Origin of the sequence: Ralstonia soli (genome assembly GCF_023955655.1) — a bacterium.
Classification (GTDB): Bacteria; Pseudomonadota; Gammaproteobacteria; order Burkholderiales; family Burkholderiaceae; genus Ralstonia; species Ralstonia soli.
In genome coordinates, this window is record NZ_JAMXHT010000005.1 from 152097 (window position 1) to 165304 (window position 13208).

Sequence of the window (13208 nt, forward strand, 5' to 3'; positions counted from 1 at the left end):
ACTGCACTGTCAAGAGCGGAACACCGCCACCGCGTGCTTCAGGTCTTCCGATTGGCGGGCCAGCACCGAGGCGGCGGCCGCCGCTTCTTCCACCAGCGCGGCGTTCTGCTGCGTGACCCCATCGAGCTGTGAGACGGACGCGTTGATCTGCGCGATGCCGCTGCTCTGCTCACGCGAGCTGGCCGAGATTTCCGACATGAGCTGCGTGACGGTCTGCACCGATTGCACGATCTGCGTCATGGTGGCGCCGGCCTTGTTGACGAGGTCCACGCCATCGCGTACGGACTGGTCGGACGCGCGGATGATCTCCTTGCTTTGCGCGGCGGCCTGCGCGCTGCGTTGCGCGAGGCTGCGTACCTCGCCGGCGACGACCGCAAAGCCGCGGCCTTCTTCACCGGCGCGGGCCGCTTCCACCGCGGCGTTCAGCGCCAGGATGTTGGTCTGAAACGCGATGCTCTCGATGGTGGCGATGATCTCGGTCACGCGCTGGCTGTCGGCGCGGATGGCACCCATGGTCTGCACCACGCGCTGCACGACCTGGCCGCCGTCGGCCGCGATGGTGGAGGCCTCTTCGGCAAGGGCGCTGGCTTCGCGGGCGTGGTCGGCATTCTGCGCGACCATCGACGTGAGCTCTTCCATGCTCGATGCGGTTTCTTCCAGCGCGGCGGCCTGCTGCTCGGTGCGGGCCGAGAGGTCATGGTTGCCGGCGGAAATCTGCAGCGTGCTCTGCGCCACGTTGGCGGCGCCATCCTGGATGTCGTGCACGATGGACGACAGGCTCGCGCGCATGGTGCCCATGGCGCGCATCACCTCGCCCAGCTCGTCGCTGGAGCGGACTTCCACGGCAGCCGTCAGATCGCCTGCAGCCAGCCGCGTGGCCAGGGCGGCGGCTTCTTCCAGCGGGCGGATGAGCGTGCGCGCCAGCAGCGCGCCGGACATCGTCGCCAGCCCAGCGCAGCCCACGCCCGTGAGCCACAGCCAGTCGCGGCTGAACACCAGCCATGGCGTGCCATGCAGGTCGGCCGCTTCGAGGGCGAAGTGGGCCCATAACGTGCCGATCAGGATGGCCGACGCAATCAGGGTTTGCAGGCCGATCACCCTGAAGCGCAGGCTGTCATGCCGGAACAGGTTCAGGCCGCGCCGCCAGCCCGTACGCAGAATGCGCCCGGCGCGCACGGTGTAGGACGTGTCGCCCTCGTTGATGGCGGCGTAGGCGCGTTGCGCGCGTGCGATCTGAGCGGGCGTGGCCATCGAGCGCACCGACGTGTAGCCGACCACGCTACCGTTCTGGAGCACCGGCGTCACGTTGGCCTGCACCCAGTAGAAGCCGCCGTCCTTGCGGCGGTTCTTGACCAGGCCGCGCCAGGGCTTGCCGGCTTGCAGCGTAGTCCACAGGTCGGCGAAAGCGGCCTCGGGCATGTCGGGGTGGCGCACGAGATTGTGTGGCGCGCCCACCAGTTCGTCCCGCGTATAGCCGCTCACGCGTACGAACGCGGGGTTGGCGAAAACGATGCGGCCTTTGAGATCGGTGCGGGAGATGAGGTAGTCCGTCGGGGTGAGGGCGGTTTCGGCTTGGGTGACCGGCAGGTTCGTGCGCATGGTGGTGCCGCGCTTCGTGGGCGCGAGGAATGGCGTGAGGGAGTCGGATGTCCCCCTTTGCATCGGCTGACCTGCGGTGACCTGAAGACGACGCGTGCGCTGCGAGTTGATCTGGATCAAGTTACACGACCATCCGAAATGGGCATGGCCGTTGCTACATTCCTCGCCATGCGCCGGCGAGGCGGGCGCTGATGATGGAGGAACGAGGTGCACAAGATCTGTGGGGATGTCGAGATCGTCCCGCGAGTGATTCCTGCTGGCGGGCGGGGCTGGGAAGCGCGTATCGAAGTGGTATTCCGCAGCACCGAGGGGCAGTCGCTGTCCGGTTCGCAGGCGGTGCGGCCGGGCTGCACGTTCGGCTCGCCGCGCGAGGCGATGGACGCGGCGCTGCTTTACGGACAATGCCTGCTGCGCGACTGGGTGCGCGGCGCCGCACCCAACGCCAAAGCGCTCAGCTGACTCCGCCCTGGCTGCGGGACATCGTGCGGGTGCGCAGGGGCAGCAGTGGGTATCAGCGGGCCTCGGCCGCCTTGCGCTCTTCGCGTGTGAGGCCGGCCGTCCAGTAGCCCTTGGCGTCGATGGCGTCATGCGGTATCTGCCATGCGCCTTCGAGCAGCGCGCGCACGTGTTTGAGGAGCGACGCCTCGCCGGCCAGGAACACCTGCGGTGTGCCGGCGGGCATGGGCTGCGTGCTGAGCGCATCGACCATCATCGTGCCGGCATGGGCTGTGTCGCTTTCCACCCAATGGATAGTGATGGTGCGGCTGCTGGGGTGTGCTGCGAGCGCGCCTTCCAGCGGCAATTGAGCACGGGCGTCGCCGATGGCGATATAGGTGCACACCTGCGCGTGCTCCGGCAGGCTCTCCAGAATCGCGAAGATGGCGGGCAGCGCGGTTTCATCGCCGATGAGCAGCGTCCACGGTGCGGCCGGGTCGGCGCGGAAGCCGCGTTTGGGGCCGGCAAATTCCAGTTCGTCGCCGGGTGCGGCGTGCTCCAGCCAGCGCGCGGCGGGGCCGTGCTGTGCAGCGGGCGTTTCGTCGTGCACGACGAAGTCGATATCGAGCTCACCGCGAGCGGCGTCGTAGCGGCGGATGGTGTAGGCGCGGCCGAGCGTGCGGCCGGGGCCCGCAGCATCGTGCGGAAACATCAGCTTGATGGCCGCGCCGGGCGGGGCGTCGGCCAGGTCGGTGAGATCCGTGCCGGTTGCGCCGGTAAAGACCACGCGGCGCATGCGCGGCGACAGCGTATGGATGGCGCGCACACGCACGCGGCGTGTGGCGGGTTTGGCGGAACTGAGCAGCTGCGACATGAGACCTTGTGTGCGATGAAAGGCGAACATAGATGGGCTGCGGAACAGAAAGGGTGTTGACCCGGCGGGGTCAGCGCTCTCCGGCGATTTCCTTGAGTGCACGAAGCAGGATGTCTGCCACGCGCTGCTGTTCTTCGCGCGAGGCAAAGCGTTTTTCCATGAGGGCGAACTTTAGGCGCCAGCGTGCGGTGCGCAGCGGGTCATGGCCGGTGTCGGTCCATTCGGCGGCGTTGTCGGTTTCGCGGTCGAAGGCCATGGCCTCGTTCATGCGCTTCACGCGTTCGCCCATGGCACGCAGTTGCGCGAGGATGGCGTCGGCGCTGTGCTGGCGCTCCGCCAGCCATGCCTCACCCTCGGGCGTGATGCCGTAGCGCTTCTTGTTGCCTTCGGCGGTCACGGACGCAAAGCCGTGGTCTTCCAGATACGACAGCGCCGGATACACCATGCCCGGGCTCGGCGTGTAGAAACCCAGCGAATGCTCTTCCACCGCCTTGATCAGTTCATAGCCGTGGCGGGGGGCGTCCTTGAGCAGCGCCAGCAGCACGAGCTGCAGATCGGCCGAGCTGAGCCGACGACCGCGCCACGGGCTGCCGCCTTCGTCGTCGCCTTCACCGTAGCCGCCGGGGCCACCAAAGCCGCCCATGCCACGCCCAAACCCCCCGCGGCCATGACCGTGGCGGCCCATCATGAAATGCTTTTCCATCCACATCTTGTTGTGGCGCCCAAACCATCCGTGCATCGTCATTCCCCTGCAGAACATCATCAGATATATCGTAAGATACATCGGATGATAGTGGCGACGCTTCAGAAGTCAAGGACGACTGCGGAAAAAAATACCGAGGGATGGCTCAGGATTGCGCGTTCTCGCCGCCGAGCATCGCCACATGCACCAGCCAGCGCCGCACGATCTGCTCTTCTTCGGCGGTGAAGCCTGAGAGCAGCTCGCGCTCGATGCCGCCGGAGCGCTTGCGGCAGGCTTCGAGCAGCGCCAGGCCTTCCGGTGTCACGTCGATGTGCTGAATGCGGCCGTGCACTGCATGCGGCCGCCGCGTAATGGCGCCGCTGCGCTCCAGGTTGGCGACGATCACGCTCACGGTCTGCGGTGTGAGCAGCGCCAAGCGGGCGAGGTCGGCGTTGGAGACGCCGGGGTAGGCGCGGATCATCGTCAGCACCAGGAACTGGGGCAGCGTGACGCCCACGTCGGCCATGGCGCGCTCCATGCGCAGGCGGTGCGCGGCGCTGGCCTGGCGCAGGAGGTAGCCGAGGTAGCCCTCTTCGCCGCGTTTGCCCTGGCCGAGTGCGGGGATGGCAGGCACGGGCGTGTCGTTGCCCACGTTGTCCGAGGGGGTGCGCTTGCTCATGATGTCAGAGTTCGAATATGATGTTCGAGCACTGATATTATCACGCCTCCAACACGGATCTCGCTCAGGAGCCAGACATGGAAGATCTCTCGCCTCGCATGGATTACCCCGAATTTGTCGACACCGCCCTGGGCGTGGCGCCGGCATTGCAGGCGCTCGGCAAAGCGGTGGACGCCTCCGGGCTGGAAAAATCGCTGACCGAACTGGTCAAGCTGCGCGCGTCGCAAATCAACGGCTGCGCATTCTGCGTGCAGTTCCACCTGAACCTCGCACGCAAGCTGGGCGTGACATCGGCCAAGCTCGACCTGGTGGCCGTCTGGCGCGACACGCCGGCCGTGTTCACCGCGCGGGAGCGGGCTGCGCTGGCCTGGACGGAAGCGCTTACAACGCTGGCCCGCGCGGTCGGCCACGGCGTGGAAGACCATGAATACGATGCCGTGCGCCAGCACTTCTCCAAGACCGAGGTCGCGTTCCTCACGGCCGCGATCGCCAACATCCAGGCGTGGAACCGCATTGCCGTGGCGATGCGTTTTGCGCCGCAGGTGCCTGCAGCCACTCCCGCCGAGGCATGACCATGGACATCGTCCGCCCCATCGAAGACGAAGTCGCGTTACGCGCGTGCTTTCCCGTCATGCATCAACTGCGGCCGCACCTGGCGGACGCCGACGAACTGGTCGCACGCTGGCGCCGCCAGGTGGAAGACGGCTATCGCCTGATCGCTGTCTGGCGGGACGGCGCGCCCGTTGCGCTGGCCGGATATCGGTTGCAGGAGAACCTGGTCTACGGCCCGTTCCTGTATGTCGATGATCTCGTGACCGACGGCAACCTGCGCAGCAGCGGCCTCGGTAACGTGCTGATGGACCACCTTAAGGCTGAGGCCGCGCGCCTGGGCTGTGCGCGGCTGGTGCTCGACACGCCGTTGTCCAACGTGCTCGGCCACCGTTTCTACTACCGCAACGGGTTGCTGGCGGGCGCGCTGCGCTTCGGTTTCAACACCGGTATCAAGACGCAATTTGGAGGCATGCAATGACGACACTGCTGCACGTGGCAGTGAGCCCGCGCGACGACCGCTCGCATAGCCGTCGCGGAGCGCAGCTGGTGCTCGCACAGTTGGCGCAAGCCACTGGCCTGCGCGTTATCGAGCGCGATCTTGCCGCGACACCGCTGCCGCATCCCGACGCCGGCTTCGTCGAAGCCAGCCTGACGCCCGACACCAACCGCACCGAAGCGCATCGCGCCGCGCTTGCGCTGTCGGAAACGCTGATCGGCGAGTTGGAGGCGGCGGACGCGGTGCTGATCTCCACACCGGTGCACAACTACACGGTGCCATCGGCGTTGAAGGCATGGATCGATCTGGTGGTGCGGCCCGAACGCACGTTCCGTCGCACGGCCCAGGGCAAGGTGGGCGTGCTGGCGGATCGTTCGGTGCTGGTGGTATCGGCCTCGGGCGGCAACTTTGATGGCGCCCACGCGCAGACCGATTTCCTGATGCCGTATCTGCGTTATGTGTTTGCCACCGTGGGCATCCGCCAGGTGGAAGGCATCCGGCTGCAGAACACGGCGCGTGGCACCGAGTCAGCCACGCAGGCCTTCGAAGGGTTTAGGCAGGAATTGGCCGCGCGGATGTTGCTGATGCCGCTGGTGGCCTGACGCAGGCGATCCGCAAAAAGACACAGGCCGGTACATGACCGGCCTGTTCTGTTTTTATCGGCATCCGCCGTGGCGCGTCTGACCCCGCGGGCAGGGGTGGATGCGATTGCCGCCGCGGTCCCAGCCGCCCTGGCGCATCTCCCACCCGCGCGGGCCGTGCACCCAACGCGGCTGTCGCCAGTGATAGCCCGGGCGCCCGCGCATCTGATGGCCCGGCCTCCAGACGTAGCGGTTTCCGTGCCACTGCCAGTAGCCTGGCGCCCAGACATAGCCCGGCCGCATCCGCGGAATATGCTCGTGGCGCGGCGGTGGCGGCGGGCCGACCCGCACGTGGACGGAAACCTGCGCCTGTGCAGGCATTGCGATTGAACCCAAGGCGCCCGCAACCGCCAGGCCAATGCCGAGAATCCATGCGTTCTTCTTCATATGAGGAGTCCTCGAAAGCGTTCGTGCCTGGATCGTAGCATCGGGCTGACCGTTTTCTGGGCCTGGCGCACTGCGTCGCCGCTCAGTGACGCAATCAGGGTGCGGCCTGCGCGGCGTGCGTGAGTTGCTTCAGGGCCTGGACGAAGTAAGCGCGATCGTGCGGCGCCAGGTCTTGCATGGCTTGCGAGAGGCGCTCCACGGCAGTGCGCGCGGTGGCGTGGTCGCCGTCGGCATGGGCAAACCATGCCAGCTCCAGCAGCAACCCGCTGACCTGGACGTGGCCATAGCGGTGGTGGCCGCTGTCGTGTTCGCGCAGGCGGAGCGCGGCCACGTCGGCCCAGCGCGATGGCCAGTAGCGCGCGTCGAATGCCTCGGCAAAAGGGCCCGCGTGCAAGCCCATTTCAGCCAGCGTGAGTGGAGAGCGGCTTGTATCGGCGCGGGCAATGCGCATCAGCGCGATGGCATTCCACGCCGATTGCAGCGGCCCGCCGTTGCGCAGCGCCTGCCATTCGCTCATGGCGAGCCAGCGTACGGCGTCGACGGTGCCGTCGGCCTGGGCCGAGTGGGCAAGCGCATCGCGCAGCAGCCAGCATGTCATGCCGAGGTTGGCGGCCACCTGCTGCACGGCATCGGCGGCCTGGCTTTCCAGCGCGGCGGCCAAGGCGGTTTCGAACTGCGCGACGATGCGCTGCGCCGCCTGGGCACGCATGTCGGGGGCAACGCCGGCAGCATCGGCGTAGAGCAGCCGGGCGCGTTCGATCAACGCGCTCAGGTTGTTCCACTCGAAGCGGATCTGCGGGTGATGGCGCAGCAGGCTGCGGCCGGGTTCGGCATCGGCCAAGCGGGCGAGCAGGCCAGCGGCGAGGTCGAGGTCACGCCGGTCGTATGCGCACCATGCGGTGACAATGCGCTCCATGGCCGCGAGGTAATCGTTGCCGAGCACGTGACGCTGCCGGCGGTGCGCACGCAGTTGCGAGAGCAGGGCGCTGGCGCGCGTAGAGTCGCCCAGGCGGCGCGCGGCCATCGCTTCGCCAAGGGTGACGAGGGCGCGCTGGAAATCGTTGTCTGCCGCGTCACCCGCATGGCGCAGCGCAAGCAGGGCGCCTCCGCGTTCGGTATCCGACGCGCCGGTGCTGGCGCCCAGCGCATGAAGCAGGCGGCCCTCGCGCATGGCGTGGCGCGCGGCCAGGAAGGCGTGCCAGAACGCCGGGTTGGGCGTGCCCGGCACTGGGCCGGACAACGCGCTCGCATTGGCGTCTGGGATGGTGTCCGTGGCGCTCTCGGGTGCCGCGACGCCGAGGAAGGCACGCACGTCGGCATCGTCGGCGATGCGTCCTTCGACCAGGCAGACCACGCGCGCGGCATCTTCAGGGGTAAGCCAGAACGGGCCCTGGCTGCGCTTGTCGGCGTTGAGAAAGCGCGGTTCCCGATCGCGTTGCTCGCCCCAACCGGCCTGCACGCCCCAGTTCTGCCAGTCGCGAAAGGCGCGGCTAATCATCATGCGCTGCGTGCTGGCGTCCGATACCGCACCACGCAAGTCGGCCAAGCGCACCAGCGGCTGCTCCGGCGATAGACGATGCGCATACGCCAGCCGCACCAGCAGCCACAGGCTCTGGAACGGCGCACGCCGCCCATCGACGGTTTGCGGCGTGGTCAGCTCGACATGGAGAGCGGGCGAGGCGGACGAAAGAGGCGGCGTCATGCAGAAGGCCAGGCGAAGCGAACGTGGCGCCATTGTGCGCCAAGCCCTGTGTGACAGGCGTTACGCGCGTGACGTGGTGCGGGCCTTGCGCGCTGGCTGGCGCACTGCCCGCTCCCTACGATGCGCAGCGCCGGCACATGTCGAAACCCGCCGGCAATCCCCCACTACGTTCAAGGAGCCCTCCATGTTCTCTCGCTGGTCGAAGACCTTCGCGCTTGCCCTCACGGCGTGCACCGTTGCGATGAGCCCCCCAACTGCTCACGCCGAGTTGGTCGTGCGCGACGACCTCAAGCGCGTGTTCGACAACGCCGGTGTGTCCGGCACGTTTGTGCTGATGGACATCAGCGCCGACCGCACCTATGTCGTCGACCCGGCACGGGCCGCGCGGCGCATTCACCCCGCATCGACCTTCAAGATTCCGAACAGCCTGATTGCCTTCGACACCGGCGCCGTGCGCGACGACCACGAGGTGCTGCCCTATGGCGGCAAGCCCCAGCCATACAAGCAGTGGGAGCACGACATGGCGCTGCCCGAGGCAATTCGCCTGTCGGCCGTGCCGATCTATCAGGAAGTCGCGCGCCGCGTTGGCCCCGAACGCATGCAGGCCTACGTGGATGCGTTCGACTATGGCAACCGCCAGATCGGCAGCGTGATCGACCAGTTCTGGCTGCGCGGCCCGCTGGAGATTTCCGCTTTCGAAGAGGCGCGTTTCACCAGCCGCCTGGCGCTCGGGCAATTGCCCGTCAAGCCGCGCACATGGGACATCGTCCATCGCATGTTGCTGATCGAACAGCAGGGCGCCGCCGCGCTGTACGCCAAGACGGGTGTGGCGACCGAGTATCAGCCTCAGATTGGCTGGTGGGTCGGCTGGGTGGAACGCGCCGGCCGCGTCTATGCCTTTGCCTTGAATATCGACATGCCCCGTGAGGGCGATATGGCCAAGCGCATTCCGCTCGGCAAGGCGCTGATGCAGGCACTGGCGGTGTGGCCAACTCCGTAAGACTTCCAGCGCCGTATATTGGGATTCCTAGTTTCAATCAGGAATACCCTTGGTTATCGATCAGAACTAGGTTGTAAGACCATTCTTTTTGCAAACAATTGTTGCGTTAGGCCGTTACAAAATGGCCGTTAAAAAAATGTCAGGTGCGGTCGTCCATAAACGACTGATGAATACCGCGAAACGCCCGAGGGTCGGGCAAAGGGGATTGCGATGGGCAAGCTTGTCAAGAAAGGAGCGGTCGCCGTGATGGTGGCCATTGGGGCCACGGGTGCGCTGGCGGAGAGCGGCTCGGGCGGGGTGATCCGCTTTAGCGGGGCGGTCGTTGCCTCCGGCTACAGCGTGCTGGCTGGCCCGCGTGTTGATCCGGCGCCGAGCAATTTGCAGGCACGCGCGACTAGCTTACGCGGTCAGACGGTGGTGGATTTCAGCACGCCCGCTGCGCACCCCGTTCCGGCACGCATATGGCTGACGGCGCGTGAGAAGGTGTCTGGCCTGTGGCATCGCGTCACCGACGAGCGTAGCGTTGCCGGTACGCAGGTGAGCTACAACGGATTCAGCGGAAATCAGCTCTCGGGCAGCAACGGCAGGCTCACGGTATCGAGGCCGCCCTCTGCGGAACCCACAGTGGCCGTGGTGACGGTCGCATACCGATAGGCGGGGATTCTTCCCCGCCTTTTTTATCGCCCGCGCTTATGCCGCCACTGGCCCTACCGGCGATTGAAACGGGTGATATTGATAAAGCCAGGTCTCTGACAGCGGCTTGCCATCCACGCGCAGGAACAGGCGCATGTCCACCGGTTCCTTGCCGTCGACGGTCAGGTCGAACTGTGCGCGCCAGTGGCCCGGCACGCCGTTCGGCACGGCTTCCGTAAACACATACGAGAACTTGCCGCGCGAGGTGCTCAGCACCGCCTCTGGTTTCACACCAAAGGGCAGCTTCTCGAGGGGGCCACCCTTGAACTCCACCATGAATTTGCGCACGCCATGCGGACGCGGCTGGCCGGGCTGACCACCATTGCCCATGCGCGTGGCCACGCAGCGCGCCAGCGGCGTCGGGTATGGCTCGTCAGCCAGCCAGTGCAGGCGGTACCGCAGGCGGTACTGGCTGCCCGCACGCGCCGGCGCCTTCGGCACCCACATGGCGACGATGTTGTCGTGGATCTCGTCGTCGGTCGGAATCTCGATGAGCTGCACCGCGCCTTCGCCCCAGCCCTCCAGCGGCTCGACCCACAGACTCGGTCGGCGCTCGTAGTGCACGCCGTCCTGGTAGTTGTTGAATTCGCGATCACGCTGCAGCAGGCCGAACCCACGCGGGTTGTTGTCGCCAAAGGCCGAAGCCATCGTGCGCGGCGGATCGTTCAGCGGGCGCCAGATGCGCTCGCCATTGCCCGTCCACAGGGCTAGGCCGTCGGAGTCGTGCACCTCGGGGCGCCAGTCGGTGGCGGTGCCTTTGGCGGTTTCCGAGAACCAGTACATCGACGTGGCCGGCGCGATGCCGAAGCGCTCCACGTCCTTACGCAGGAAGATCGCCGTGTCGATGTCCATCACCACGCCCTTCGTGCGGTGCATCACGAAGCGGTACGCACCCGTGATGCTCGGGCCGTCGAGCAGCGTGTAGATGGTCACCGAATCGGCGCGGTTGTCTGCCGGCGTGTCGAACCACACGTGCGTGAAGTTGGGGAATTCCTCCGGCTTGCCGGCCTGCGCCACGTCCAGCGCAATGCCGCGTGCGGACAGCCCGTACTGATACAGCTCGCCGATGGCGCGGAAGTACGACGCGCCCAGGAAGGCGACCCAGTCGTTCTTCTTCCAGTCGAGCTTTTTCTGGTCGCCCAGGCGGCTTTCCTGGAAGCGGAAGCCGGCAAAGCCGCTGCCGCGCGGCAACTTGCGCGCGGGGCTGTCGGCGGGCATGTCGAAGTACGACTCGTCGTAGACGACCTCGCGCGCAGCGCCTTTTTCCACCACGTGCATGCGCACCGGCGCGCGGAAGAATGTGCCCAGGTGGAAGAACGTCACCGGAAACTGGCCGGGGCCGTCGGCAAACAGCGCGTGCGCGGTGTCGAACTTGATCTTGCCGTGCGCCTCGTAATCGATCTTGGCGAGGATGTCGGCCGGTGCGGTGGCGGGCGGCGTGTACGGCTTCCCGGCCATCGTGCGGGCGCGCTCGATCAGCGCATCGAAAGAGAACGGCTCGGCATCGCCGAGTTTGACGCGGCTGGCGGCCAGCGCTTCGGGCGTGATGCCGAGCGCGGCCAGCGTGGCGGTGACGGAAGCGGAGGCAAGCAGGGTTCGACGTGTGACCATAGGTGCCTGTGATGTGACTTAAGAATCAGAACAGTCCGACATGGTAACGCGGTGATGGGTTCCGACGCGGTCATGGGGTTCCCCCGGACGGCCGATCCGTAGCCATCCGGGCCTCAAAAACCGCCATTCGTCGCAACGGATTGGAAGACGCAAGTGCGGTCGACAATACTTGGCGGTAAAACCGAACCCCGGGGGGGCAGAGATGACACGACGACTCCGCAGCATGGGCATCGCTCTGGTGCTGGCCGGCATGGTGCCCGCGGTCGCCGCGTCACCTTGCGATGTGCCCGCACAGTTGAGCGACGGCTGGCAGATCGAAGCGAACCCCGCTGCCGTCGGCCTGGATGCTGGGCGCCTCTGCACCGTCCTGCGCAGTCTTGCCGACGGTGAAGCGAACGTCCACAGCCTGCTCGTCGCACGTCACGGTCGCCTGGTGGCGGAGGTCTACCACGCCGGCAAGGACGAACGCGTGAAGGACCTGTTCCGCACCACGCGCACGTTCGACGCCAATGCGCTGCATGACATCCGCTCGATCAGCAAATCGGTGACGAGCCTCCTGTGGGGCATCGCTCAGGGGCAGGGCAAGACGCCGCCGCTCGATACGCCTGTCCTGTCTCTGTTTCCCGAGTTGGCCAATCTGAACCGCGATGGCCGCGAGGCGATCACGCTGTCGCAGATGCTGTCGATGTCCAGCGGGCTGGCCTGGAACGAATGGCGCGCAACGAGCCTGTTCAACAACGACGAGTTCGGGCTGTTCTGGCACAGCTCCCAGGCGCACTACGTGTTCGATCGCCCCATGGCGGCGCAGGCGGGCACCCAATTCAATTACAACGGCGGCAATACCGCCGTGCTCGCACAGATCCTGGCCGGGCGGGTCGGCATGTCATTGCCGGACTACGCGCGCAAGCAGCTCTTCGAACCGCTGGGCATTGCCGAGTGGGAATGGGTGGAAGACTACCGTGGCCGTCCGCTGGCGTTTGCCGGCGTGCGCCTGCGCCCGCGAGACCTGGCGCGCATCGGCCAGCTTGTGCTGCAACATGGTCAATGGAATGGCCGGCAACTGGTGCCGGCCGAGTGGATTGCCGAATCAACGCGCCCGCACATCGACACCGGTATCGAGCCCGGCTTGCAGTACGGCTATCAGTGGTGGCTCGGCAAGGTGGTGGCGGGCGATACCGAGCAGTCGTGGATCGGCGGCATCGGCAATGGCGGCCAGCGCCTGTGGATCGTGCCGGGGCTCGACATGGTGATCGTCACCACGGCGGGCGACTACAACCAGCGCGCAAGCTGGAAGCAGACCAAAACCCTGTTCGCGCAGGTGATGGCGGCCGTGCAGCCGCCGCCTCCATAGGTGCGTTGCCGCGCGGCTTAGAGGAACCGGTCGAGAATCTTGCGGCTGTGCTTGTCCAGCGCAAACTGGTCACGGATCAGGTAATGGATGCCGTGGCTGTCGGAGATCAGCAGTGTGGTGCCGGTCAGGCGGCGGATGTCTTCTTCGCCGCGCAGCACGAGGTCGGTCTGGCCGCGGTCGGTCTGCACTGTCCACGTGCTGGGCGTGGCGTAGGTCGACACGCCGACGATCTTGCGAATCTCGGGCATGAATTCGCGCGCCGAGAGTTCGTCCTCGATCAGCGCGCGCGTGGGCGCGGGCAGCGCATCGAACTGCGTTATCCAGGCCAGTTCGCGGCCATCGGTGCTCATCAGGCTCAGGCCTTCGCTTGCGGCCGAGATAGGGAACGCGCGCACGGGCACCACGCCTTCGTGCACGGTGCCGTCGGCCAAGGTCATCACAAGCTTGCCGAAGCCGTTGCGGCTCAGGGTGAAATCGGGCGTTTGCATCGCAGGCTTTCCAGAAAT

15 protein-coding genes are annotated in these 13208 nt (G+C 66.4%); 7 read left to right on the forward strand and 8 right to left on the reverse strand.

The window, feature by feature from the left end; genetic code table 11:
* Positions 1-9: 9 nt before the first annotated feature.
* Positions 10-1599, reverse strand: a complete 1590-nt coding sequence (locus NG900_RS13865; RefSeq protein ID WP_252681257.1) for a methyl-accepting chemotaxis protein — start codon at positions 1597-1599, stop codon at positions 10-12.
* Positions 1600-1806: 207 nt separating this feature from the next.
* On the opposite strand from NG900_RS13865, the gene NG900_RS13870 reads away from it, so the two are divergent.
* A complete protein-coding gene (locus NG900_RS13870; protein WP_252681260.1) occupies positions 1807-2058 on the forward strand; it encodes a hypothetical protein in 252 nt (83 codons plus the stop codon).
* A gap of 52 nt (positions 2059-2110) precedes the next feature.
* On the opposite strand, the gene NG900_RS13875 is transcribed toward NG900_RS13870, so the two are convergent.
* The 3 genes from NG900_RS13875 to NG900_RS13885 all read right to left on the reverse strand — a co-directional run bounded on the left by NG900_RS13875 (position 2111) and on the right by NG900_RS13885 (position 4269).
* A complete protein-coding gene (locus tag NG900_RS13875; protein WP_252681262.1) occupies positions 2111-2938 on the reverse strand; it encodes a siderophore-interacting protein in 828 nt (275 codons plus the stop codon).
* A 40-nt stretch (positions 2939-2978) separates the two neighbouring features.
* On the reverse strand, positions 2979-3647 hold the full coding sequence (locus tag NG900_RS13880; RefSeq protein ID WP_252681265.1) for a PadR family transcriptional regulator: 669 nt from the start codon (positions 3645-3647) through the stop codon (positions 2979-2981).
* 109 nt (positions 3648-3756) lie between these two features.
* Entirely contained in the window at positions 3757-4269 is a 513-nt protein-coding gene (locus tag NG900_RS13885; RefSeq protein ID WP_252681267.1) for a MarR family winged helix-turn-helix transcriptional regulator, read from the reverse strand.
* 77 nt (positions 4270-4346) lie between these two features.
* Here NG900_RS13885 and NG900_RS13890 point away from each other — a divergent pair, with 77 nt between their 5' ends.
* The 3 genes from NG900_RS13890 to NG900_RS13900 are packed head-to-tail and all read left to right on the forward strand — an operon-like array spanning position 4347 to position 5919.
* Entirely contained in the window at positions 4347-4841 is a 495-nt protein-coding gene (locus NG900_RS13890; RefSeq protein WP_252681270.1) for a carboxymuconolactone decarboxylase family protein, read from the forward strand.
* Positions 4838-5299, forward strand: coding sequence for a GNAT family N-acetyltransferase (locus NG900_RS13895; RefSeq protein ID WP_252681273.1), 462 nt, complete (start codon positions 4838-4840; stop codon positions 5297-5299). Before NG900_RS13890 ends, NG900_RS13895 begins: the two co-directional genes overlap by 4 nt.
* Positions 5296-5919, forward strand: coding sequence for an FMN-dependent NADH-azoreductase (locus NG900_RS13900; RefSeq protein ID WP_252681276.1), 624 nt, complete (start codon positions 5296-5298; stop codon positions 5917-5919). Before NG900_RS13895 ends, NG900_RS13900 begins: the two co-directional genes overlap by 4 nt.
* A 54-nt stretch (positions 5920-5973) precedes the next feature.
* Here NG900_RS13900 and NG900_RS13905 read toward each other — a convergent pair whose 3' ends face one another.
* The gene (locus tag NG900_RS13905) at positions 5974-6345 is read right to left on the reverse strand and encodes a YXWGXW repeat-containing protein (RefSeq protein WP_252681278.1); all 372 of its coding nucleotides are present in this window, start codon (positions 6343-6345) and stop codon (positions 5974-5976) included.
* A gap of 94 nt (positions 6346-6439) precedes the next feature.
* Positions 6440-8047, reverse strand: coding sequence for a hypothetical protein (locus NG900_RS13910; protein WP_252681281.1), 1608 nt, complete (start codon positions 8045-8047; stop codon positions 6440-6442).
* Between the two features lie 184 nt (positions 8048-8231).
* On the opposite strand from NG900_RS13910, the gene blaOXA reads away from it, so the two are divergent.
* Together blaOXA and NG900_RS13920 are read left to right on the forward strand one after the other, a co-directional pair.
* A complete protein-coding gene (gene blaOXA / locus NG900_RS13915) occupies positions 8232-9047 on the forward strand; it encodes an OXA-60 family carbapenem-hydrolyzing class D beta-lactamase (protein ID WP_252681283.1) in 816 nt (271 codons plus the stop codon).
* Positions 9048-9257: 210 nt separating this feature from the next.
* A complete protein-coding gene (locus NG900_RS13920; protein WP_252681286.1) occupies positions 9258-9701 on the forward strand; it encodes a hypothetical protein in 444 nt (147 codons plus the stop codon).
* Between the two features lie 36 nt (positions 9702-9737).
* Here NG900_RS13920 and NG900_RS13925 read toward each other — a convergent pair whose 3' ends face one another.
* On the reverse strand, positions 9738-11351 hold the full coding sequence (locus tag NG900_RS13925) for an OpgD/OpgG family glucan biosynthesis protein (RefSeq protein ID WP_252681289.1): 1614 nt from the start codon (positions 11349-11351) through the stop codon (positions 9738-9740).
* Between the two features lie 202 nt (positions 11352-11553).
* Between NG900_RS13925 and NG900_RS13930 the strand changes: the two genes are divergently transcribed.
* Positions 11554-12702 carry a serine hydrolase domain-containing protein gene (locus NG900_RS13930; RefSeq protein WP_252681292.1) on the forward strand — a complete coding sequence of 383 codons (1149 nt, stop codon included), beginning with the start codon at positions 11554-11556 and terminating at the stop codon, positions 12700-12702.
* Positions 12703-12719: 17 nt separating this feature from the next.
* Here the strand turns inward: NG900_RS13930 and NG900_RS13935 are convergent, their stop codons facing one another.
* Positions 12720-13190: a cyanophycin metabolism-associated DUF1854 family protein gene (locus tag NG900_RS13935; RefSeq protein ID WP_420804152.1), complete on the reverse strand. Its 471-nt coding sequence runs from the start codon at positions 13188-13190 to the stop codon at positions 12720-12722.
* Positions 13191-13208: the final 18 nt, after the last annotated feature.

Bases quoted from the DNA above. Each gene is read 5' to 3' on its own strand.
- NG900_RS13865 (WP_252681257.1), bottom strand. From the start codon at position 1,599: ATGCGCACGAACCTGCCGGTCACCCAAGCCGAAACCGCCCTCACCCCG.
- NG900_RS13875 (WP_252681262.1), bottom strand. From the start codon at position 2,938: ATGTTCGCCTTTCATCGCACACAAGGTCTCATGTCGCAGCTGCTCAGT.
- NG900_RS13880 (WP_252681265.1), bottom strand. From the start codon at position 3,647: ATGCACGGATGGTTTGGGCGCCACAACAAGATGTGGATGGAAAAGCAT.
- NG900_RS13885 (WP_252681267.1), bottom strand. From the start codon at position 4,269: ATGAGCAAGCGCACCCCCTCGGACAACGTGGGCAACGACACGCCCGTG.
- NG900_RS13890 (WP_252681270.1), top strand. From the start codon at position 4,347: ATGGAAGATCTCTCGCCTCGCATGGATTACCCCGAATTTGTCGACACC.
- NG900_RS13895 (WP_252681273.1), top strand. From the start codon at position 4,838: ATGACCATGGACATCGTCCGCCCCATCGAAGACGAAGTCGCGTTACGC.
- NG900_RS13900 (WP_252681276.1), top strand. From the start codon at position 5,296: ATGACGACACTGCTGCACGTGGCAGTGAGCCCGCGCGACGACCGCTCG.
- NG900_RS13905 (WP_252681278.1), bottom strand. From the start codon at position 6,345: ATGAAGAAGAACGCATGGATTCTCGGCATTGGCCTGGCGGTTGCGGGC.
- NG900_RS13910 (WP_252681281.1), bottom strand. From the start codon at position 8,047: ATGACGCCGCCTCTTTCGTCCGCCTCGCCCGCTCTCCATGTCGAGCTG.
- blaOXA (WP_252681283.1), top strand. From the start codon at position 8,232: ATGTTCTCTCGCTGGTCGAAGACCTTCGCGCTTGCCCTCACGGCGTGC.
- NG900_RS13920 (WP_252681286.1), top strand. From the start codon at position 9,258: ATGGGCAAGCTTGTCAAGAAAGGAGCGGTCGCCGTGATGGTGGCCATT.
- NG900_RS13925 (WP_252681289.1), bottom strand. From the start codon at position 11,351: ATGGTCACACGTCGAACCCTGCTTGCCTCCGCTTCCGTCACCGCCACG.
- NG900_RS13930 (WP_252681292.1), top strand. From the start codon at position 11,554: ATGACACGACGACTCCGCAGCATGGGCATCGCTCTGGTGCTGGCCGGC.
- NG900_RS13935 (WP_420804152.1), bottom strand. From the start codon at position 13,190: ATGCAAACGCCCGATTTCACCCTGAGCCGCAACGGCTTCGGCAAGCTT.